At 50.9% G+C, this 22,258-nt stretch carries 20 protein-coding genes; 15 read left to right on the forward strand and 5 right to left on the reverse strand.

Annotation, left to right across the window (positions count from 1 at the left end):
- Positions 1–68 precede the first annotated feature (68 nt).
- Complete coding sequence (locus Pan241w_RS28640; RefSeq protein ID WP_145222887.1) at positions 69–1,352, forward strand: Nramp family divalent metal transporter; 1,284 nt, start codon at positions 69–71, stop codon at positions 1,350–1,352.
- 6 nt (positions 1,353–1,358) lie between these two features.
- On the opposite strand, the gene Pan241w_RS28645 is transcribed toward Pan241w_RS28640, so the two are convergent.
- The 4 genes from Pan241w_RS28645 to Pan241w_RS28660 form a co-directional block, all read right to left on the reverse strand.
- Positions 1,359–2,969, reverse strand: a complete 1,611-nt coding sequence (locus Pan241w_RS28645) for a glycoside hydrolase family protein (RefSeq protein WP_145222889.1) — start codon at positions 2,967–2,969, stop codon at positions 1,359–1,361.
- 190 nt (positions 2,970–3,159) lie between these two features.
- Positions 3,160–4,419, reverse strand: a complete 1,260-nt coding sequence (locus Pan241w_RS28650) for a glycosyltransferase (RefSeq protein WP_145222890.1) — start codon at positions 4,417–4,419, stop codon at positions 3,160–3,162.
- A 275-nt stretch (positions 4,420–4,694) separates the two neighbouring features.
- Positions 4,695–4,961 carry a carbon storage regulator gene (locus Pan241w_RS28655; RefSeq protein ID WP_198000216.1) on the reverse strand — a complete coding sequence of 89 codons (267 nt, stop codon included), beginning with the start codon at positions 4,959–4,961 and terminating at the stop codon, positions 4,695–4,697.
- Positions 4,962–4,981: 20 nt separating this feature from the next.
- Positions 4,982–6,475: a DUF6896 domain-containing protein gene (locus Pan241w_RS28660; protein WP_145222894.1), complete on the reverse strand. Its 1,494-nt coding sequence runs from the start codon at positions 6,473–6,475 to the stop codon at positions 4,982–4,984.
- Positions 6,476–6,596: 121 nt separating this feature from the next.
- Here Pan241w_RS28660 and Pan241w_RS28665 point away from each other — a divergent pair, with 121 nt between their 5' ends.
- The gene (locus Pan241w_RS28665; RefSeq protein ID WP_145222896.1) at positions 6,597–7,454 is read left to right on the forward strand and encodes a metallophosphoesterase; all 858 of its coding nucleotides are present in this window, start codon (positions 6,597–6,599) and stop codon (positions 7,452–7,454) included.
- A gap of 66 nt (positions 7,455–7,520) precedes the next feature.
- Here the strand turns inward: Pan241w_RS28665 and Pan241w_RS28670 are convergent, their stop codons facing one another.
- Positions 7,521–9,323: a PQQ-binding-like beta-propeller repeat protein gene (locus Pan241w_RS28670; protein WP_145222898.1), complete on the reverse strand. Its 1,803-nt coding sequence runs from the start codon at positions 9,321–9,323 to the stop codon at positions 7,521–7,523.
- A 321-nt stretch (positions 9,324–9,644) separates the two neighbouring features.
- Between Pan241w_RS28670 and Pan241w_RS28675 the strand changes: the two genes are divergently transcribed.
- The 13 genes from Pan241w_RS28675 to Pan241w_RS28735 all read left to right on the forward strand — a co-directional run bounded on the left by Pan241w_RS28675 (position 9,645) and on the right by Pan241w_RS28735 (position 22,236).
- On the forward strand, positions 9,645–10,271 hold the full coding sequence (locus tag Pan241w_RS28675; RefSeq protein ID WP_145222900.1) for a hypothetical protein: 627 nt from the start codon (positions 9,645–9,647) through the stop codon (positions 10,269–10,271).
- A 40-nt stretch (positions 10,272–10,311) separates the two neighbouring features.
- Positions 10,312–10,884 carry a hypothetical protein gene (locus Pan241w_RS28680; protein WP_145222902.1) on the forward strand — a complete coding sequence of 191 codons (573 nt, stop codon included), beginning with the start codon at positions 10,312–10,314 and terminating at the stop codon, positions 10,882–10,884.
- Positions 10,885–10,917: 33 nt separating this feature from the next.
- On the forward strand, positions 10,918–11,226 hold the full coding sequence (locus Pan241w_RS28685; RefSeq protein ID WP_145222904.1) for a hypothetical protein: 309 nt from the start codon (positions 10,918–10,920) through the stop codon (positions 11,224–11,226).
- A gap of 110 nt (positions 11,227–11,336) precedes the next feature.
- On the forward strand, positions 11,337–12,104 hold the full coding sequence (locus tag Pan241w_RS28690; protein WP_145222906.1) for an HpcH/HpaI aldolase family protein: 768 nt from the start codon (positions 11,337–11,339) through the stop codon (positions 12,102–12,104).
- A gap of 333 nt (positions 12,105–12,437) precedes the next feature.
- A complete protein-coding gene (locus Pan241w_RS28695) occupies positions 12,438–13,793 on the forward strand; it encodes a DUF1501 domain-containing protein (RefSeq protein ID WP_145222908.1) in 1,356 nt (451 codons plus the stop codon).
- Positions 13,794–13,832: 39 nt separating this feature from the next.
- Positions 13,833–14,123 carry a hypothetical protein gene (locus tag Pan241w_RS28700; RefSeq protein ID WP_145222910.1) on the forward strand — a complete coding sequence of 97 codons (291 nt, stop codon included), beginning with the start codon at positions 13,833–13,835 and terminating at the stop codon, positions 14,121–14,123.
- A gap of 44 nt (positions 14,124–14,167) precedes the next feature.
- Positions 14,168–14,650: a hypothetical protein gene (locus tag Pan241w_RS28705; protein WP_145222912.1), complete on the forward strand. Its 483-nt coding sequence runs from the start codon at positions 14,168–14,170 to the stop codon at positions 14,648–14,650.
- 47 nt (positions 14,651–14,697) lie between these two features.
- Positions 14,698–16,044 carry a H(+)/Cl(-) exchange transporter ClcA gene (clcA, locus tag Pan241w_RS28710; RefSeq protein WP_198000217.1) on the forward strand — a complete coding sequence of 449 codons (1,347 nt, stop codon included), beginning with the start codon at positions 14,698–14,700 and terminating at the stop codon, positions 16,042–16,044.
- A gap of 570 nt (positions 16,045–16,614) precedes the next feature.
- Entirely contained in the window at positions 16,615–17,658 is a 1,044-nt protein-coding gene (locus tag Pan241w_RS28715) for a leucine-rich repeat domain-containing protein (RefSeq protein ID WP_198000218.1), read from the forward strand.
- A 12-nt stretch (positions 17,659–17,670) separates the two neighbouring features.
- Positions 17,671–18,723, forward strand: a complete 1,053-nt coding sequence (locus Pan241w_RS28720; RefSeq protein WP_145222917.1) for a PA0069 family radical SAM protein — start codon at positions 17,671–17,673, stop codon at positions 18,721–18,723.
- 33 nt (positions 18,724–18,756) lie between these two features.
- Entirely contained in the window at positions 18,757–19,827 is a 1,071-nt protein-coding gene (locus Pan241w_RS28725) for a leucine-rich repeat domain-containing protein (protein WP_145222919.1), read from the forward strand.
- 56 nt (positions 19,828–19,883) lie between these two features.
- Positions 19,884–21,077, forward strand: a complete 1,194-nt coding sequence (locus tag Pan241w_RS28730) for a leucine-rich repeat domain-containing protein (protein ID WP_145222921.1) — start codon at positions 19,884–19,886, stop codon at positions 21,075–21,077.
- A gap of 118 nt (positions 21,078–21,195) precedes the next feature.
- A complete protein-coding gene (locus Pan241w_RS28735; RefSeq protein WP_198000219.1) occupies positions 21,196–22,236 on the forward strand; it encodes a leucine-rich repeat domain-containing protein in 1,041 nt (346 codons plus the stop codon).
- Positions 22,237–22,258 lie beyond the last annotated feature (22 nt).

The following is a 22,258-nucleotide window of genomic DNA, read 5'->3' on the forward strand; positions in this document are numbered from 1 at the left end:
CTTCGAGGCCCGTTTTGTTAAGATGCAGCCTATTACTTTCTTTTCTTTAGAAATTACGGTGTATCAAAATGAGCGACCAGCCGCCAACAAATCCGTTTATGCGCATCCTGAGCAGTCTCGGTCCCGCGATTATTACCGCCTCGGTCGTCTTGGGACCGGGAAGTATTCTTTCGGCGTCAAAAATCGGGCACACCTATGCGTATCAGATGATCTGGGTGCTGGTGATTGCAGTGATCATGATGATCGCGATGACGGCGTTGTCGGCCCGGTTGGGAATTCAACTGAAGGGAACGATTTGTGATGAGCTGGCCGATCGTGCCAACCGCCCGATTGCTGCGGCGACGGGCATCATTCTGTTTTTAATCGCCGCCTGTTTTCAGTTCAGTAATAACCTGGGCGTTCTGGCGGCGGTCGAACCATTTATTAAAGATGAAAGTAATCTTTCGATCGGCATCATCATCGGAATGAATGCCTTCATCATACTGGTGTTGTATGGATTTAAGCATCTTTACGGTTTGATTGAAAAATTGATGAAGTTGCTGGTCGGCGTGATGATTGTGGCATTTGCCATCAATCTGTTTCAGGTCAAACCGGACTGGGTCGCCGCGATCTCCGGTTTCATTCCCTCCCTGCCCGAATGGGATAAGACCAAAAGTATCCAGGACGTGATGACACCGGTCGTCGCCTTGTATGCAACGACCTTCTCGGTAGCGGGTGCTTTTTATCAATCGTATCTGGTTCGGCAAAAGGGCTGGAAGAGAGAAAACCTGCAGCAGGGACTAGTCGATTCCACAATCGGCATTAGTGTGCTGGGTCTGATCACGATGATGGTCCTGATCACGGCTGCCACAGTTCTGTACCAGAATCCGAAAGTAGAAACCCTGGGATCGGTAGCAGATGTCGCGAAGAGTCTGGAGCCTGCGTTCGGAAAATCGGCGATGATCATTTTCTCGCTGGGTATCTTCGCGGGGGCCTTCAGTTCCTTCCTCGTGAACGCCATGATCGGAGGCTCGATTCTGGCCGATGGTTTCGGGCTGGGCGGTTACATCGATCAAAAGTGGCCGAAACTGTTCACGGTACTCGCACTACTGGTGGGAATGGGCGTCGCGATTTACACAGAGCGCATGGGAGCCAAGCCGATGGGGCTGATCATCTTCGCGCAATCTCTAACCGTGTTAGGCATCCCGATGCTGGCCATCGCCATGCTCTGGCTCGCCACCCGCCCCGACATGAAAGGCGAAAATGCGATCCCCGCCTGGATGAAAATCCTGGGGTTCATCGGCTTGATCTCCTCGGTACTGCTGGCACTGAGAACCGCGTATAATTTGATTCTGCAGTTGATGAACGGGTAGAAGGACTTATTTTTCCTGCCCCTCTGCAGCCCAGCCTGTGGTTAAATGTTCGTCGGTCTGAGTCGGCGATTTCAGATGCTGCACGTCCAAATGATCAATGTGCAGCGACGCGGATTCAACGTAAAAGCCCAGCAGGCCGCTGCTGAAGTCCTCATTTGCCAACGATAAAATGATGTTGCCGTCGATACTCAATTCATGATAGCTGCCGAAAGAGATTAGTTTGACATCCACATCTCTGGGATCGGCCGAACTCCAGAATCCATCCTGCAGTGACTGGAACTGCATCATGTGTTCGCCCGATTTTTCTGGTCCCGTTTTCCAGGAACGATACTGGGCAATCCCCTTGATCAGATCGAGCGACACATAATACCCGTCGTGAGTCTCCGGATCGACGCGACAAAGAATGCCACATTTCCCGGCTCCCTTCATCGAAAAGCGACATCGCATCTGAAAACAGTTGATTTCCTCATCAAAGACAAACCCCTGGAAACCGGCCTGACTGATAACTTCCAGCGAACTATTAATGAGACAGAAGTAGGCTTCATCCCGGGCTCCTTTGAGGGTATGCAGGCACCGCGAATTAAGCGGACCGGTAACTCGACTCTCGATCCCTTCAAACGTTTTCAAACGCAGCTGCCCGTTGCGGCGTTTCACCAGCCGTTTAGGAGGGGGCAGTAGATTATTCGTAGTCCGGTCCAGCGGATCATTGACATAAAAATTCCAGAGCAGGATGCCTTTATCGTCCTGGCAGATCCGGCCGGCATAATTTCCTTTCGCCAGCAGAACATTGTCATAATAGTTTTGCCAGGGTTGCTCCAGGTCCTTCGTGTGCCAGTAGCGAATCTTGGCATCTTCGCGGAGGCTGCCGATCAAATAGTAATCGCCGTCGATCTGGAACAGGTTGGGGACTTCAATATCGTCATACATCATCGGCGCATGCAGCGGTGGCAGGGCGCGAAACTGATTGGGAGAGACCTCTTCCATTAAACCCACGCATCCCCGCCGGATCAACGGTCCCTCGTTCACGCGTGCCGCCATCAAGAGCCATCCCTGATCTTCTTCCCGAAAATAAAACGGATCGCGAAAGCTGACCCAGCCTCGCTCCGAATCGACCGACGATTCGTAATACTGCGAATCCGGTTTCAGAGGAATACAGCTTTCCGGGTTCTGCTTCGCTTTGATGTTATTAGAGATGGAAGATCTCAGTCTCTCTCGCACCTCTTTCACAATCTGGGGATCAGAATGCCCGCGCTCGTCCACCCAGTTGGTATCTGCTTTCTGCCAGTGAAACAGATCGTCGCTGACAGCCATGCCGAGCCGCTGTTTTTTCCCCTGATCTCGGCGCGATACACCAGTGTAAAACATACGCCAGCGCCCCGGTTGATGCGGATCGGGAGAGACGTGCATGGTCCAGAGCATCAAATCGTCCCAGCTTCCCGGATCACCGATAAACAGGGCGTTATCCACTCGCCGCCAGTTCAACGCGTTATCGCTGATCGCATGCGCAATGAAGTCATGGTTAGGAAGTACCAAATGAAACAGATGATACAAACCATCGTGGTATACAACATCAACATCGCCGATGCTCTTTCGACTCCAGGTAGATTCAGAAAACATATTTGAGCTTTATTTTATCTGAGAGGTGATCACTGTCAGCCAACAGTCTTGCCACTGTGCTGAGAATTGATTTGGTTGAGATTTCTTTTGATGTATCTTATCGATTGTCGGCGTGTGATCAAGGAACTGTTGCGCAGACAGATTTTCATTCTGGGCTCGAGTGCCGACTATCTGGAGAATCTTTGAAGAATCAGAGCGAGATATTTTCCAGTTCGAGTGGGGCTTGCAACTCGTTTATTTCCTGGAAGGGCTCGTAATGCGTGATCTGAATCTCGAATGCAGAAGGAACATGATAAATCACGCCGCGCCAGTTGATGATTTTGGTTCTCATGGCAGCGAACAGGGCCGCACTGAAAATATACAGTGTGATCCACAGATAACCCATCGTTCTCAGCGGTTGCCGTTGGAAATTTTCTCCCCGCGCACGGACTGTCTGATGAATCAAAAGACTAATGCGATAGATAGAGGCTGCCACACAACCGTTACTAAAAAGCAGGCTCCCCGCAGAGAGTCCTGCCCAAAACAGATTTCCTTGTACTAAAAAGATCAATCCGAGGATCAAGAGCACTGTTTGGGCAAAAGCCATGCCGAACCCCACAGTCGCAATCAACCACCATTTCGAATGATAGAATCGAGTATTGACTAACTGGCGGGTTATAAAACGAAAGCAGGAACGGAAGGGGATCGACTCGGCATTCGTCATCGTGGCAGCAGGCACGAAAGCCACTTCTTTTTCTAATTCAACAGCGACCGCTTTGAGCCCGGTGTCGTCCCATAGCATTTTCAACAAGGTCTCCGAGAGCAACGGGTTTTCATAAACAGAACGGCTCAGGGCAATCGAACCTCCCCAGGCAATTTCCAGCGAAATCATTTGAACCAATGCAGCCGCATTCCAGGCATGCCGAATCATCGTTCCGGGATTCGAATCGCGTGGCGTATACCAACGGATCCCCGATGCAATACCAACTTGCGAATTCTGTAATGGCGCGACAAGCTCTCTCAACCAGCTACGATGTGGTACCGCATCGGCGTCCAGCCAGGCGACCACTTCTACGTTCTCATCCAGATTTTTCATGGCCTGAACCAGCGATGCATTTTTCAACCCACAAGCACCCGTATAGATTTCCCGGATTATGACTTCACAATGCGGATGCGTGTGTTGTTCCAGATATTGATTAACAAAGGCCAAGGCTGGATCGTCGACGTGATCAACGATAATTTTTACGGCGTACTCCGGATAATCTTGATTTAGTAAACCATCCAGGCAATGAGCCAGAAACGGATCATTACCGCGCAGCGAAAGAATGACTGTTGCGACGGGCGTAAAATCACTTTCCGAACTCTGATTGAGATGAGTGCGGTAAAGCCGGGCCGATTTGTGACCCCAGTAGAGATTGAGCAACGCGAAACAAAACAGGCAGAAGATGCACACCGTTGCCAGCACTAACATTCGACTTACCTCGACGGATGCAAAATGAATTATGGTCGACCCAGTGGGCCACGAGCGCCACGCTTCCCCAGCGGCATAGACTATCTATATTGTCCAATTTAACATCTAAAATCGGCTTTGTTCAACAAAATAATGAAAAAGAATCTGTACGGGCGATCTTTTCAGACGGTTTTCAGGATTCTTCAAGCAGAGCAAATCAATCTGGTTTTCGACAGGAATTAATGAGCCAACTCCTGTCAAAGACAGTAGTTCCGACCACCGCTCCTGTCTCTCCTTCAGACCAGTTCACTGCGTGTCACTTGCGTCCCGGGTGGTGATTCGATGCCGAGACGCGCTTTCTCGGCAGTAATTTGAATCACGATGATCGAAATCCCGATGGCGAGTTCGATTTTCTCGTTCAGATACAAAATCGGTTTCGCCGGTGTCTCTGTTTCGGGGTCCTCTATGAGGAGTTGGACTTTGTTGAAGCGAATCCAGCCGACGGAAACTTCCAAATCGTCAATCAGAATGGATTGTCCAGGACCGCGGGAGAGGATGAACACGGGATTAGCTCCAGATACGCTTAATTCGATTCAGGTTCAGGCGGCACAACGGAGCGCAGTGGTAACACCCGATCGTGCCGCTCTTCCATCTGCCATTGTAAGAAATGGGGGATACTACGAGTATGAAACTCATCGACGGTGATCCACTCACCGGCCTCTTTTTCTCGAGGATTTCGTTCTTCCCAGTTCAGGACCACCTGATGCGCGCTGTTACAGTGAGTCTGCAGAATGGCGGCCCGGATTTCCTGTGTGGGCTCTTGTTCTTCAGATTCAGCCAGCGCGGCTAGCAATTCCCGACGACTCCAGGGCTGATCCAGGATCGCTAAGACGGCAGCAACAATTTCTCGATTGTTTGGTATCGTTGACCTGAGTGCTTTTCGAAAGAGCGTGAGGGCATACTCAGGCTTAAATTCCAATGCAAGCAGTGTGGCCTCACCGAGACAATATTGATGGACCTCACGAAGGGATTCCGACGTTTCCGAAAACCGATAATTGTGACGTAGCAGGAACTCCAGACATTGTGACCAGATCTCAGGTTGTGGAAATTCATTGGGACCACCAGTAGGATCAAAACGCTGCATGAGATCAAAGATGAGCGGACACCAGACAACGTTTTTCGATTTCACAATGAATTTCAGTGCCGTCGAAATTGTATCAGAGTCTTCGCCGTTCAAGGTTCGTTTTAGATAATCATCTAAATTCGGGCTCTGATGTTCCTGCAAGCCTTTCAATGCCAGTGTTTGATCAATGCTCTGTTCGAACTGTTGTGCCAGAAACTGCTCTCGCTGCTCGATGACCTGTGTGGCGGCTTGTTCTATCATCGGTTTGACTTGCTCAGGCTTCAACAGTTGCTTTACCAGCGGCGCATCGCCGAGCACAGCCGCCAGTCGAATCAAAGATTCGTTTTCGTCTCGAGTTTTCTCGAACAGATTCATCAGCGTTGAAAACGCCCGCTCATCGAAAGCCAGACGTGCAGCCTCCTTCGTGGAGTGTTGCTCCAACAGGCCGGTATCCAAAAGCTCGTCCAATGCATATTTGACGGTGTCATACCCGGGATGCAATGCGATCACCCGCTGTTCCCAGAGTTCGGGAGTACGTAGAGAGCTTAGATAATATTTATAAAAATCGAGCGCAATCCAGTCGGCACTCTCATCAAAAAAATCGACGTCGATTGATTCCCCGCTGACACGGTGAGTCACACAACAGCCGATGCCATGCAAGTCATATTCCCACTCTTCCAGCCCAGGCACCAGGCCGCGCCCTTTTCCTTTGGGGTGGGCAAAGTAACCTTCTTCAGCAAGCGCTTCCAGCTTTACACCCAGCCGGTGCTTGACAATTTCCGCGACGAACTCCTGCCGCGGGCGGTGCCGGATCAGTGAAAACAACGTCCAGGCGGCCCAGGGAGTGAGAGAAAAGGGACGCGACAACCACGCTTCCACAAATTCGTTCAGCGGAATCGATTCATCGCTGGCTGCTTTGAGTCTTTCCGATAGTTCTTGTGATAACTGGTTCATCAGACTCAACTTCCCGAAAAGTACGCAACTATGATTCTGACTCTGATCTTATCGTAGCTTAAGCAAGTGTCCAGAACCATCTTCGATATTACTGGAGGTGCACGATAACGATCTCCTGAAGATGTCACTGGCTGAACCTTCCCTCAACGAATTTTGTCTGGCTGTTATGAAAATCATCGACTTTCCAATAACACCACTGACAGAATTCCGCTATCTGAATGCCGGAAGTCGCGGCGGTTCTTTTTATCAGGAACGGCTGCCGATTCACCATGCGCGCGTCGATCAACTTCCGAAGGGTCTGGATGCCATCATCGTCACAGCCGATCTGCAGGGGCGCGAACGGTTTCAGGAATCGCAGGGAGGACCATTACGGCTGCTCGGCGAAGTGCTGCCGCAACGCATGGTGAAAGAGTTCCTTCCGGAACTCGAGATCACAGCTCCCTCTCGTGTCGCTGCACTTTTAGCCGGCGATTTCTATACCGTCCCCGCACTCGATAAACGAGGGGGAACAGGTGATGTCAGCTCGGTCTGGCGTGCCTTTGGTGACGAATTTTCCTGGGTGGCCGGTGTCGCCGGCAATCATGATATGTTCGGCGAAAAGAAAGACGCACCGCCCCGTTTTCCCCGTCACCTATATTATCTGGATGGCGAGTCGATTGAGCTGCAAGGACTGCGACTCGGAGGCCTGGGAGGCATCATCGGCAATCCCGAGCGGTATCAAAGACGCAGCGAAGAAGACTATCTGTTTGCCCTCGAGTTGCTGCTGGAAGAATCTCCTGATGTGCTGCTGACGCATGATGGACCGAGGGGAACACAACCACATCAGCAAGGATCAGCTCGTGTACGTGATCTGATCACAGAGAGTCTGGTTTCCCTGGTCGTTCGTGGCCACTCGCATTGGGACGAGCCGTTCATTCAATATGAAAATGGTACCCAAGTGCTCAACGTCGATGCGCGGGTCGTCATTCTCTCTGAATAAAAACGATTCACATTTCTGGATGAATAGAACACACTTCCTACCGTTCCTCAATTCTTCGGGTTTTCTTTATTTCACTACCGGCAGTCGATAGGCAGCCGCCTGTTCGGAATTGCGGACATACAATCGGTCTCCGATCAGCACCGGATGATTCCAGGTTTTGCCTTCCAGGGCAGAAAACGTCGCCAGCTCCTGATGCCCTGATGGGTCTGCTTTGAGCAATACAACTTCGCCTTGTTCGCTGATCACGAGTAAATGCCCGGAGTCTTTGACCAGCAGTACCTGGCCTTTCCCATAGCGGCCGCCTTTCCATTTGCGCTTGCCATCATTGAGATCAAAGCAGGTGAAAATTGTGCCGTCAAAGCCGTAGGCATGTCCGTCGTAGATTACGAAGTCATTAAAGTCCGGCTTGAGTCGGGGCGCAATCCAAACCTCTTCTGCCGTCCATTTTCCGTCGTTGTTCGTAACGCGAATTTTCTGAATGCCTTTTCCCATGCCGGTCGCAATCATGATTTCATTCTCGCCAGCCAGCTGGGGTTGTAACGTACGTTGCCCCTCCGAGGGACAGTCATACTTCAACAGGACCGTGCCATCAGCGGGATCGAGCAGCGTGAGTTCCTTATTCGTCAGCATGGCAATCACGGGTTGATTCTCAATCGTCAACAGAGCAGGGGAGCTGTAAGAATGGTCGCCGGCGGGCGCCGACCATTTTAAATCTCCCGATTCCGCATCAAAGGCCAACAGCCCTTTCTGTTCTTTACCGCCCGCGTAGATGAAAACCATTCCGTCCACTACCAGCGGCGAAGAACTGAAACCCCACATCGGCGGTTCTCGATCCGCCACTTTGCGAATGTCCTGCTGCCAGACAATCTTGCCGGTCTGTGGATCGAGTCGTAATACGTGCCCGCTGGCCCCCTGCACATACAGTGCGCCGTCGACCAGCACGGGCGTTGCCCGCGGACCGGGTCCCCCCAGTGGATCAAAAAAACGGGCTTTGATCTCCCGCTTCCAGAGTTCGGCTCCCGTCTCTGCGTTGTAACAGACGATCAATTCCTCCTCGCCCCGCTGTTCCTGTGTAAACAATAGCGGGCCGGCGACCACAAACGAAGACCAGCCGGGCCCGATCGAAATTTTCCATAGCGGCTTACCCACTTCCGGGTTCCAGTCGTCTTCGAGGGACACGCCCGTCAAGATCCCATCGCGCAACGCACCGCGAAAGCCGGGCCACTCTGGTTTCGCCAGCGCTGACTCCATCGCCGCCGTCAGAACAGTCTGATCTGCGTCAGGCGTCACGTCTTCTCTTGCCAGCAACTTGTCTTCCACCGTCGGCGTCCAGCGCCAGGCCAGTCCCATATCATAGTCACCCCACATTCCTTCCGCGCGAAGCAACAGTGAAAAGGCAAAACCGAGTACCGAGCAGGTAACAATAATTAACGTTCGCTTCACAGATTTCATACGGGACACCAGCACCGCTACGATCCCAAATAGCCCCAGCCCCATCGGCCCAGTAATCAGCATGGCTCCCGGTCCTTGCATGGTTGGATCGATTAACGCCAGCGTCGCTCCGCCTGCCAACAGAACCACAAAGAGCCCCATCAACTTTTCCTTCCATGTCGCACGGCTGGCGAGCACCCACCACACCAGGATCAGCCCGCCACAAACCAGAGGACCAAACACCGACAGCATGATCGGCAGTGCCGTATCCGACTCCACCAGCCGCGGCGCCAACCGTGTCAGCACCATCCCGATCAGCAACAGAATCGGCGGCCAGATCCGCAGCGGTTTTAATTCCTTCGTGGCAGGAACCGTTTCACTGCTGGCAGGCTCTTCTGGGGAATTGGTGTCGGTTTCGGTGTGATTACTGTCTGTCATGACAAACCTTGATGGAAGAGGGGATAACGGCCGGATTGCGCTCTACAAATCAAACCCACAGAAGATCACGCGCGTCTCGGCCCGTCTCATTTCTGTAACTGTAACGAGACCGTGTACGGTGTCAAATGCAGAAACGGTGATATGAATTTTCAGCTTGGCTTGGAATCAGCGTTTTCAGATGGTCAAGAAATTGATTTTCAAAGATCTTCTTTGTTCTTCCAATTCTTACGGTTTTTCTTTACTTCTGATTCTGGGCAGGGCATGATAGCGTGTTCAGTTCGCAGGCATTCTCGACGCAATTCTCATTGAAAGGGTATCGCTATGAACTCGAATTCGGAACTCATGTCAGAGGTGATCTCGTTCTGGCAATGGTTTAAAACCAATCTCAACCGGTTTCACAGTTTCGAGGATCACCAGGCAGAGTTGATGGAGGAACTGGGGGAGCGGCTGTATGAAGTCGATGACGGGTTGACCTTTGAACTTTCCGTTCTGGATACAGAAGGGGTCCGTGATCTGGTCATCAGTGCCGATGGAATTCAGGATTCGTTTCCCGCAGTGCTGGCGCTGACAGAAAATGCCCCCGATCTTCCCGGCTGGACGTTTACGCCGTTTCGCCAGAGAATCGATGTAACTCAATTCGGCCTGCAGTTTGGTGACAGAGAATTGAACGCGAATGACTTTTATTTCTGGCTCCAGACCGAAGAGGGCGCCATTGATTTGATTCTCTTTGCCCCGGACCTCACCGAGGAGAACCGGGAGGAAATGATGGGAGCGGCCTTCATCCTGCTGGACATGACGCTTGGCGAATTCGACGTCACATTGAACCTGCGATACATCGATTTTCAACCGCTGCCGGAAGATCCGGAAGCAGAAGAACTGCAACCCTTGCCCGAGCTGCCAGCAGCGTTTGACGCGCTTTATAGTGCCCTTTATCCTGAGGAAGAGTAATCCTGACGACCAACGAATTCAAAGTGTTAAGTGATTGAAAATGTATCGTAAAGCATTTCCCAAATGTGAAATCCAAGGTCCGCTGGGTCCGGTCAAATTCATTCATGGTGAATTTACAATGTATATTCCGCGCAAGTGTGATGAATGTGCGAATCTGTTTGAAGGGGAATGTGTTCGCGTAGTGGAACAGGTTGAAGGCTATTTGTCTTTAGATTACGGTCCCTGTCACAGGGAAGGAACTTGTGAGCCTGTTCTTGTCGAAGATGAATTCATTAAAAGCAAAGTGTATGTCCCGGAGAAATGTAGTCACTGTCCATTTCTCAAGTATCACAGAATTTTTGGATTTCGTTGCCATGAGGATGACCATATTTGGGGTCAGTATGGAAAATCACTGGACTGGGGCAACTGGTCACCAGAGTTACCCAATATTGGGCTGGCTTCAGGCAGAATAGTTTCACAGGAACTATTACGGGCGGTCAAAGAGAAACAGGAAGTCGAAGCCATTCGAATCTACCGATATCTGCATGCAGGAACATCGATCCGGGAAGCCAGGGACGCGTTTCAGGAACTGTCCGAAAAGCTGGAGCGTATTTGTGACGATGAAGAAATGTAAACAGAACGAATTGCGTTAGGTAAAAAGAGAACGATGAATCAGACAGAACTCATCCACTTCGTGAAAGACTTGGGAGCCAATGTTGTGGTCCGCAAGTTGGATCCACTACAGGAGGCGGAAATCGTATGTATTCACGTCGATCCCATACCAGTGGAACAGCCGGGAGACATTCCAGGATGGAAGCACGCACTTTATCTAGAAGAACTCTACGATGGCTGGACAATTGGCTCCGAGAAATACGATGTTACCAGACCACTCCAGGAACCGGAGTTGAAATCGCTGCTCACAGCCTGGATTCGTGAACCGGACTACCGAATATTGCAAGAGTTTGTATCGGATTGAAACTCACAATCCCACCTCTTTTTCTTTACATCCGCATCCCCACCCGGCATCATGGAATGAGTGTTTATGGCGAATTCCTTCCTGTTCCCTGTTGATGAGGTGCGGCGGCTATGCTGGTGAAGAAGTTGAAAGACAAACTGATCAAAGGTGAAACCGTCTATGGTTCACTGTTTCAGTATTCCGTGGTGCCGGCGATGGTTGAGTCGATACCGAAGAACTCGCTCGACTTTGTGATTGTCACGCCCGAACATACGACCCTCGATCTCGCCGAGTTCCTGCCGCTACGGTATGCATTGAATTCCAAAGGCATCGTCTGTCTGGCCCGCACGCACAGTCGCGATGCTGCGGATGTGGCGCGCGTCTGTGATACCTTTGACGGCGTCGTCGTGCCTTATGTCGAAGAATACGAACAGGCACAACAACTGGCGGCCGCCGCCGTCTATCGGCCGTTGAAAGGGATCGTGCTGGACAAGGTGCTCAAGACGGGTAAATTCGTGAATCAGAAAACGGCTGACTACATCGAGAAAAAGAACGAGAACACGCTGTTCATTCCGATGATCGAATCGGTGCCCGGTATCAAGAACCTGGAAAAAATCTGTTCGATTCCCGGCGTACACGCCGTCTTCGTCGGTCCCGGCGACCTGACGACCAACATGGGCATCCCCGGCGAATATGACAACCCCGAACTGATCGCCGCCATCCAGAAAGTCATCGACGTGGCCAATCAACAGCACGTCGCCGCCGGTTGCTGGTTCGGCACGACAAAGCAGGCCGTCCGCACCATCCGCCAGGGCGCTCGACTGGTCGTGTATGCCAACGACGGCCTGATGATGCAACACGCGATGGAAAGCGCGTTCAGCGAGCTGCGCAAGGGGTAAGTTTCTTTTCACTACAACTTAAAGTGAGCGGCATGGCGCTAGCCACCGTTTGTGAACCAGCACCCCTAACCCAAAAACGGCGGCTAGCGCCGACCCGCTCACTTTTTTGCTTTCCCAGCTAAAACCACAGCGCAAGTCGTTGCACCTCAGGGAAATAACCACTTTCGCGGATTCCTCTGACTATCATTCGCGATAACGGCGTCCCGGTTCTGCGCGTTTTACTCATCAAAACATGTTGATGTTTCCGATAATCCCTTTTATCATGGCAGCTTACAGAGACGCTGGTTGATATCACTTTTTCTCAGAACGACCTGCCTCCAGGGAGCTTACTCTATGTTGACCATCGAGAGTGGCAAACAGCATCGTTTTTGTGACGGAATTTCCCGGCGGAATTTCCTGCAGATCGGTTCGCTGGCAATGGGAGGGCTGTCGTTACCACAAATTCTGCGGGCGCAGGATCTCTCCGGCAAACCGAACTCTCATAAATCAGTTATCATGATTTTTCTGTCGGGCGGCCCGCCGCACCAGGATTGGTTTGATCTCAAACCGGAAGCACCATCTGAAATTCGTGGGCCGCGCGAGCCCATCGCCACCAACGTTCCCGGCATTGAGGTTTGCGAATTGATGCCGCGGCTGTCCCGGATGGCCGACAAGTTTGCGTTTATTCGTTCGATGGTCGGTTCCGAAGGGCGTCATGCTTCGTTCCAGTGTATGACGGGCAGAAGGTCCAGTCGGCAACCACAGGGAGGCTGGCCTTCTTTGGGGGCGACCTTGTCGAAATTGCAGGGGGGGACTGATCCAGCGGTGCCTCCCTTCATCGGGTTGTCGCCGAAGATGCGGAACGCCCCTTGGGCAGACGTGGGACAGCCTGGTTTTCTGGGAGTCGCGCATTCCGCCTTCAAGCCGAGCGCGGAAGGCAAAGCCGACATGATCCTCAACAGTGTCAACGCGGAGCGCCTGGACGATCGCAAATCGCTGTTGGCCTCGCTCGATAATATGCGCCGCCAGGCAGAAGTGATCGAAGACATGCAGGGGATCGATGCTTATACGAAACAGGCGTTTGGCATTCTGACCTCGAGCAAACTGGCTCAGGCACTGGACCTGTCCCAGGAAGATCCGAAGTTACGCGATCGTTATGGGCGCGGCTCGACCAAGCCAGCCGGTTACGGCGACGCGGGACCGTTATTGAACGACTATTTTCTCATGGCCCGACGTCTGGTGGAAGTGGGTGTGCGTTGCGTCACGCTGGCCTACGGTCGTTGGGACTGGCATGGTAAGCCGCACGGCACGATCTTCGAGCATGAAGAAGAACATTTCCCGATGCTCGACCAGGGATTGACCGCGCTGATGGAGGACTTACAAAACCGGGGGATGGACAAAGACGTTTCCGTAGTCGTGTGGGGAGAGTTCGGCCGTACGCCGCGGATCAGCCCCAAGGTCGGTCGGGATCATTGGCCGAAGGTGTCTTGCGCCATGCTGGCCGGAGGCGGCATGCGCACCGGTCAGGTGATTGGTTCCACAAACCGTTTCGCTGAACATGCCGAAGATCGCCCGGTCGGCTTCAACGAAGTGTTTGCCACGCTATATCACAACTTGGGGATCGACGTGAACACCACAACGGTAACCGATCTTTCAGGACGTCCCACGTATCTGGTCGACCCGACCCAGCCGATGCGAGAACTGATTTAAAATGGTTCCGCAGCACAGGGACGATTTCATTTTATTAAAATGTCCAGACAGTCAATCAACTTTTTAAAACTACTGTTAATTTTCTTTACCGGCATGCTGGCAGCGGCGACGTGGCACCTCTATCTCAGTGCGCAAAATCTGCATCTCGGACTCACAAATCTTGCCTGGGCGTTTGGACTCGGTTTCAGCGCCGGCTTACCGATCGCTGCCCTTGGTGCCTTTTTTAAGTATCTTCTGGAGGGAATTTTCGCCGGGCTTGCGGTTTGCTATTTGCTTGCGTTGGGTTATATCGTAATCTGGGTGGGAATTCCCATCGTATGGATTTATTAAAAACCCGAATTTTTTTCCGTGAAGCAAATGAGAACAGGGATTAGATGATAACCCAACCGCTAAAGAATACCGCAGCCGTGTTTGCCATTCTCGCCGGCCTGATCTCGCTCCCACTCACATGGATGACCATAAGCGGAGTACAGCTCAATGGTCAGCTTGTCAATGGCGATCTCGGAAATCCCATTTCCTTCCCCTTTCCCATCGGTAACATTAACGTGACCGGATTCAATGGCCATATCACTCTCTTTATCAAGACCCCTATCTGGCTCGTCATAAGTATCGCCATTGTTGCGAATGTCTTACAGCTCATGCACAAATCGGTGCAGTTTGCAGTACCGCATTTTGCTCAATGGCTTACCGCGCTGTTCGGATTTACATGGATCAGTATGGCCATCTGCGTGGTACTGTTTTCGGACAAGGCCGGTCTTGGCATTGGTTCGCTGCTGGGATTATTCTGTGCAGCAGTCGCTTTGATATGTCTGGTGATTCCGACATCGACTCAACAGGACTTGCAACTGGAATCATAGATGCAATAAAAGGTGTCAGACACCTTTAAAGGAACATGGATACGGACATGCATGAAACAGAGTTGAAACGGAGACTGGAACTCAAAGCGGCAATGCGGGTTTACCTGCTGGCACTCATCATTGGCCTGGGAGTAGGCACGTTAGGGTCGGCCTTTCATTATACCGTGCAGACGACATCAGAAATCTTTAATGTGATCGCAAAACAATTCTCCGATCACAAGACACTGGCAGTCAGCATCGCAGCAGTGCTTGGTGCCCTGATGGTGGGAATCTCTGCGTTCCTCGTCCGTCGCTATGCCCCGGAAGCAGCAGGAAGCGGTATTCAGGAAATCGAAGGCATCATGTCAGGCTTAAGGCCGCTGCGCTGGCGACAATTGCTTCCCATTAAATTTTTCGGTGGTGTGCTGTCGATGGGAGCAGGGCTGGTTCTCGGACGCGAAGGACCAACAATTCACCTGGGCGGCTGCGTCGGTCAGATCGTCGGCGAAAAAGCGAACTCAAACGAAGAGACGATGAATACGCTCCTGGCCGCGGGTGCAACCGCCGGGTTGAGTGTGGCCTTCAGTGCGCCCCTGGGTGCGATCCTGTTTATGATCGAAGAGATGCGGCGGCGGTTTAAATATAACTTCGTTTCCCTGCACGCGGTGATCCTGGCCAGCATTACTGCGAACACGGTCAACGATCAGGTGTTTGGCACACTGCCGCAGTTACCGGTTCAGCTGCAGACCTGGCTACCCAAGTTTCCCCCGCCGGAAAACCTGCTGACTTCGCTCCCCTTTCATCTCCTGCTCGGTGCGTTGATCGGCGCATTAGGAGCCGGCTTCAACACGGTGCTACTCAAGTGCCTGCGGATTTCTGACAGACTGAACCCTCGGACGATGCAAATCATTGCCTGTTCGGTCGGCGCCGTTGCCGGCGCGCTGATGGTGGTTGCCCCCGAATACGTGGGTGGCGGTGAAGCCCTGGTGAAGGAAATTTTCGACAAATCTCCCGTGCTCGGATTTCTACTGGCACTGCTGATCGTACGGGCGATTTTGACGTTCTTAAGTTATTCGATGGGCGTTCCCGGGGGTATCTTTGCTCCCATGCTGGCGCTGGGCGCTTTGATTGGAACCATTTTCGGAAATATCGCGCAAGAATTGGCACCGCACGCGCACATCTATCCCGGCAGTTGTGCGATTGCCGCGATGGGCGCTCTGTTCGCCGCAACCGTCCGCGCCCCGCTGACGGGCATCGTGCTGGTCGCCGAGATGACTGCCAGCTTCAACCTGCTACCGGCCATGATCATCACCTGCATGACCGCCAGTGTCGTCGCCCAGTCACTGGGCAGCAAACCGGTCTACGATATGCTGCTGGAACGAACGCTCGAAGGAGACGGGATTCGTGAAGAATGACTTTGCTTTTTAGCGAATCAGTGATCACTCACATCTCGGGTTAACAGCTCGTTGAGAGCAGATCAGGAATCCTCAAGCACTTTTCAAGGTTTTCCTGAATCTTTACGTGCCTGCTGCGCTTATTCTGAGCTAGAAGCAGATCTCTAAGAATTTGTATCTTTGCAATTGCTTTTGATGAACAGATTTGTGGTACACTACAGATTCACATTAATGTCAGTCTATTGAAGGAATTTGACTTCGCAAAATATCCAGGGACAGATCATGAATCAAATCGAGAAAGCTCGCTGGCACATTGGTCGGTGGTTTTGGCGCGCGGGATTCATCGTGCTTCTCGTATGCCTGGTGATGTTTGTCGTATCCGTTGTGCAAAATGGACGTACGATTGAAAAGCTGTCTTCTGTCGAAACTCTCAATATTACAACCGAACCCGGCATGTTACTGAACTCACTACCCGTTGACTGGCAAGCCTGGCTTTATAACACCCTCGGGGAAGATCGCCTCAAACCGTTTGAAATCGTAACCGAGGTCGATTGCCTGAATGGTACTTTCAGCGACAAAGAGATTCCCCTTTTGAGTGAATTGAAGGATCTGAGAGAACTCCATCTTTGGTGTACTCCATTGAACGACAGGCAATTGAAACACCTTACAGGACTGGTTCATTTAGAAGCACTCAGTATCTGGGGGCCTGAGATTACAAATGCAGGATTAGTCCATTTGAAACCACTTAGAAATCTGGAAAATCTCACATTAGACAGCCCTCAAATCACAGATGCCGGTTTAATTCATTTGAAGGAACTCAGGAATTTGAAGTCCCTCAATCTGAGCCCGACTGCAATGAATGATGCTGGATTGGTTCACTTGAAAAGGCTCGTCAATTTAGAAGAGCTCTCTCTCGAGGGTGCCCAGGTAACTGATGCGGGACTGGCACATCTGAAAGGATTGACCAAACTCAACACACTACTCCTCACACACACCAATATATCTGACACCGGACTGGTTCATCTGTCAGGATTAAGCAGTTTGAAGGTTCTCTGGTTAGAGAGAACCCAGATCAGCGATGCCGGGTTGATTCATTTCCGTAATCTGACAAAATTAGAATCACTTGATCTGACTGAAACCCATGTTAAGGACAAAGGGTTGAAGTATCTGGCGGGACTCGTAAATCTTCGTAGACTTGAATTGGATAAGACTCAGTTAAATGACAACGGATTAGTTCATTTAAAAGACCTGAGGAATTTGCAATCACTTTTCTTGACGAATACCCAGGTCAGTGATGCTGGCTTGATCCATTTGAAAGATCTGACAAAGCTGAAGTGGCTTTCCCTGGATAAAAACCGGATTGAAGGAAGTGGCTTGATTCATCTGAAAGGGCTGACAAGCCTAGACTGGCTCGATCTGACCTTTACGCAGGTCGATAATGTTGGGCTGTCTCATCTGAAGAATCTTGAAAAGTTGGAGGTACTCAAGTTTTTTGGTACACGAGTGACAGATGCAGGCCTGGTTCACCTGAAAGCGCTTAAAAAATTGAGTTTGGTTGAAGTGCCAAAACCAACAGTGACTGAAGCTGCGATAACTCAACTTCAGTCGTCATTACCTGATTGTACGATTAGATAGATCAAATAAGACATGCGGCACGGTTCTCATTTAAATCCGCCGAACCGGTTTGAAACGACATACTCCGAACCGGATCTGGAGCAGCTGGAGTGGGATGACGAATATCTCTCTCAGCCGCGACGAATTAAATACATCGACGATCAGGCGAAGTCAATCGTGACTGAAAACGATTCGCCCGACCTTAATTTTCGCTATAGCGTCAATCCGTATCGAGGCTGCGCGCATGGCTGCAGTTATTGTTACGCCCGGCCCTTTCATGAATATCTGGGGTTCAACGCGGGGCTCGACTTTGAAACGAAAATCATGGTCAAGCACGAAGCACCCAGATTATTGCGGGACTTTCTGAGCCAGGGTGACTGGAAGCCGGAATTAATCGCGTTCTCCGGAATCACCGATTGCTACCAACCGGCCGAGCGCGAATTCCAGTTAACGCGGCAATGTCTGGCGGTCGCATCCGAGGCCAATCAGCCGGTGGGAATCGTCACAAAAAATGCACTGGTGGTCCGCGATCTGGATCTGCTGGCATCAATGGCGCAGCGCGATCTGATCCATGTGAGTGTCTCGATCACCACGCTCGATACACAACTCGCTCGCGAGATGGAACCACGGACCAGCATTCCAGCGGCCCGACTGCGGGCGATTCGCGAACTAGCGGCTGCAGGAGTGCCAACGAAGGTGATGGTCTCGCCGATCATCGCCGGGTTGAACGATCATGAAATCCCCGAAATCCTGCAGGCAGCAAAAGAGGCCGGCGCACTGTCGGCGAGTTATATTCTATTGCGTCTGCCGTTGACAGTGGAGCCGGTCTTCCTCGAGTGGCTGGAACGAACACAGCCCACACGCAAGGAACGTGTGCTGAGCCGCATTCGACAGACGCGGGAGGGGAAGCTCAACAGTTCAGAATTCGGCACCCGCATCCGCGGCACCGGTGAGATCGCCGAACAGATCCGCAGTCTGTTCAAAGTCTTCACCCGCAAACACGGGTTAGGCCAACCGCTGCCGCCACTGGACTTCACGCAGTTCAAACCGCCAACGACCGGCAAGGGACAGCAGTGGTTGTTTTGAGGGAGTTCGTTTTTCAGAGCCGAGGTATGAAACATGGCACAACCGGAACCAAATCAAAAGCGTGTGAGTCGATTCCGCTGGGTGTGGCGGGGAGGCGGGTTGACAGTGGTTCTGTGGCTGGTTGTGTATTCGACTTTGGTATTCATGAACGACCGAGCTTTGCAGAAGCTGGAAGCGATTGATGAATCGATACAATACAGAACCAGTCCGGGTATGCTTCTGAAACTGCTCCCATTGAGGTGGCGTTACCATCTGTCAGAAACGGTGGGGTATCAACGGCTTCGTCCCTTTGAAATTGTGACAGAAATCAATGCGAATTCCAGCAGAATTACTGATAACAATCTTGATCTGTTGTCTGCATTTAAAGATCTGGAGGTACTCGATCTTGCTGAAACAAGAATCAGTGACGCCGGACTGGTTCATCTCCAGGGACTTGCGAATCTGGAGGAGATTAATCTATCTGAAACGGCGACCACAGATGCGGGATTGATCTACCTTCAAAAATTGAAGCAACTGGAGAGACTCTATCTGGTAGGAACCGGGATCAGCGACAAAGGTTTGGCACAGCTCAAACAAGTTGATTCATTGGAATTCCTGGGACTCGCTAATACTCAAGTGAGTGATGCGGGTCTGGTTCACTTGCAGGAACTTACGAAACTGGGATATCTCGATCTCACAGACACAAAAATCACGGATACCGGCCTATTCCACCTGCGAGGATTAACAAATATCATTACGCTCTTTTTGGAGAAGACCCCGATTTCAAATAACGGTCTGATTCATCTGAAAGAGATGAAAAATCTTTTCTGGCTCAATTTAGATGATACTCAGGTCGGTGATGCTGGCTTGGTACATTTACCAGGTCTGAAGGGTTTGGGGCAACTCTATCTCGATAACACTCAGATTACTGATGCCGGTCTGGTGCATCTGCAGGGACTTTCACAACTCGAATGGCTTAATATTGAGAACACACAGGTCACTGATGCCGGATTGAAGCACCTGAAAGGTCTCTCAAAGCTACAATACTTGCAGTATGATGGAACACAGATCACGGAAGCAGGTATTGATCAGCTCCGCGAGTCGCTACCGGGATTATCTGAATAGCTGGCCGAAACTGAATTGGAATTTTTCGCTGACTGTTTCCTGCTGGAGCGTAACTTATGACTCAACCCGAACTGAATCAGAAACGCGTGAGCCGTTTTCACTGGCTGTGGCGGTCGATCCTGGGCATGATTTTGCTGGGCCTGGTTCTGTTTATTGTTTCAGCGGCGCAGCACGCGCAGGCGATTCAACAATTGCAGGCGAATCATTCAATCTCTGTGTCAACTGAGCCTGGTATGTTGCTGGATGTTTTGCCCTGGTCCTGGCAGCGCTGGCTTACGGACAAGCTGGGGAAAGAAAGACTGCTTCCCTTGCAGGTCGTGACCGCAATCCGCATACAGTCTGTCCCTTTCTACGTGGAAAATGGTGACCTCTCTGCTGTCACCGACATCAGTAAAATCAACTTCGCCAGCATTGGAGAGTTCAAACATCTGAGAGAACTCGACCTCAGTAATAACCGAGTGACAGATGCCGAATTATTTCATCTGAAAGGTCTCGCAAACCTGGAAATACTGGAACTTTCCTCTACACAGGTGAGCGATGCCGGGCTCGTTCATTTGAAAGACCTGACAAAACTGCAAGCATTGATGCTTACCGACACCCAGGTCAGTGACGCGGGACTGTCTCATCTACAAGGCCTGTCCCATTTATATCTACTAGATCTTTCCGGCACGCAAGTTACTAATCATGGCTTGAAGTATCTGAAAAGGTTGAAGAAGTTAGGCTGGCTACATCTCGCCGGTACCCGGGTGGGGGATACCGGTTTGAGCCATCTGAAAGAACTCGTTCAGTTGACGGACATTGATTTTTCCGAAACTGCGGTCAGCGATGCCGGTCTGATTCACTTAAAAGACCTCGCCAGTCTCCAGAGTCTGGATCTGAGCGAAACCCGGGTGAGTGATGAAGGATTAATTCATTTACAGTTTCACACCCAGCTCGAAGATCTTTTTTTGAACAATATGAGTGTGAGTGATACCGGGCTGGCTCAACTGAAAAATTTGGTGAATCTGACGGTACTGAGTCTCAACAACACAAGCATTACTGATTCCGGACTGAACCACTTGCAGGGATTGAGCAATTTGATCGTACTTGAAATCGAGAATACGCGCACGAGCGACGCCGGATTACTCCCTCTGCAAAGCCTTAAGAAATTGAGTACGATTAACAGAAATGGAACACAAATCACACCAGCCGGCTTTGCTCGACTTCAGAAATATTTACCCGACCTGACTGATGAAATAACGTTTTTTTGATGCCTGGTTCTGGCTGTGCTGGAACGGGAGTATGCCCCTGATTGTAAATGCAGACGTATATCTCTGTCGGGTCAAAATTGCGAAACGACAGAGACACCAGTTTATAGGGAGCGAGAAAATGGAACAGCCAGAGTCGATCCAAAAACCACCCAGTCGATTCCGCTGGGTCTGGCGCTTGCTTGGAGTAGCGATCCTGATCTGCCTGATAGTGTTTAGCGTATCTGGAGTACAGAATGGTCGGGCGATTCAACAACTGGAATCAAGTAAGTCTTTTATGCTAACGACTGAACCGGGTTGGTTGATGAGCAAGATGCCATATTCCTGGCAGACCTGGATTCAGTACAGCGCAGGAGATGAAATTCGTGCTGCTTTCCTTAATGTGATAAAGGTAAATTGTATTCAATATGGGGATGACGATGAGCTTACCGAAGCAGATCTCGCCAGCATTGGTCAATTGAAAAGTCTGAAAATCCTGGATCTCAGTAATTCCCTGATCACGAATGCAGGTTTGTCACATATCCAAGGACTCCATAACTTGGAAGAACTTGTACTCGAACGAACATCCATCAGCGATGCCGGTCTGTTTCACCTGAGAAATCTGAAGAAGCTTAAGACACTTTACCTTTTGGAATCTGAGATTGGAAATACCGGCCTGAGTCATCTGAAAAACCTGACAGAACTGACAACTCTTAACTTAAGTGAAACAGCGGTCAGTGATGCTGGTCTGGCCCACTTGAAAGGGCTTGTGAATCTGAAGGTCCTTTCTCTGGATATAACTCACGTAAGTGATCGTGGACTGGTTTATTTAAAAGGACTCCCGAAACTGGAGAGCCTCGATCTCTTTGGGACCCAAGTGAGTGATGCAGGGCTGGTTCATTTGATCGGACACCAGAATCTGCTGCTTCTCACTCTTGCAGATACTCAAATCAGTGATCAGGGGCTGGTTCATTTGGGAAAACTGAAAAATCTGTATGATTTGGATATTCGATATACAAAGATCAGCGACGCTGGTCTGAGCCATCTACGGGAACTCAAGAACCTGACAAATTTAATGTGGGATAGTACAAACATTACTGATGCCGGTTATGCCCGACTCCAGGAGTCTTTACCCAAACTGTCTGACACATGGCAACCCCATCCCTCTTATCCTATATTTTAAGGGATCGGCTCAATTCGGAGAA

The sequence above is a fragment of the Gimesia alba genome, assembly GCF_007744675.1.
In the GTDB taxonomy this organism is placed as follows: Bacteria; Planctomycetota; Planctomycetia; order Planctomycetales; family Planctomycetaceae; genus Gimesia; species Gimesia alba.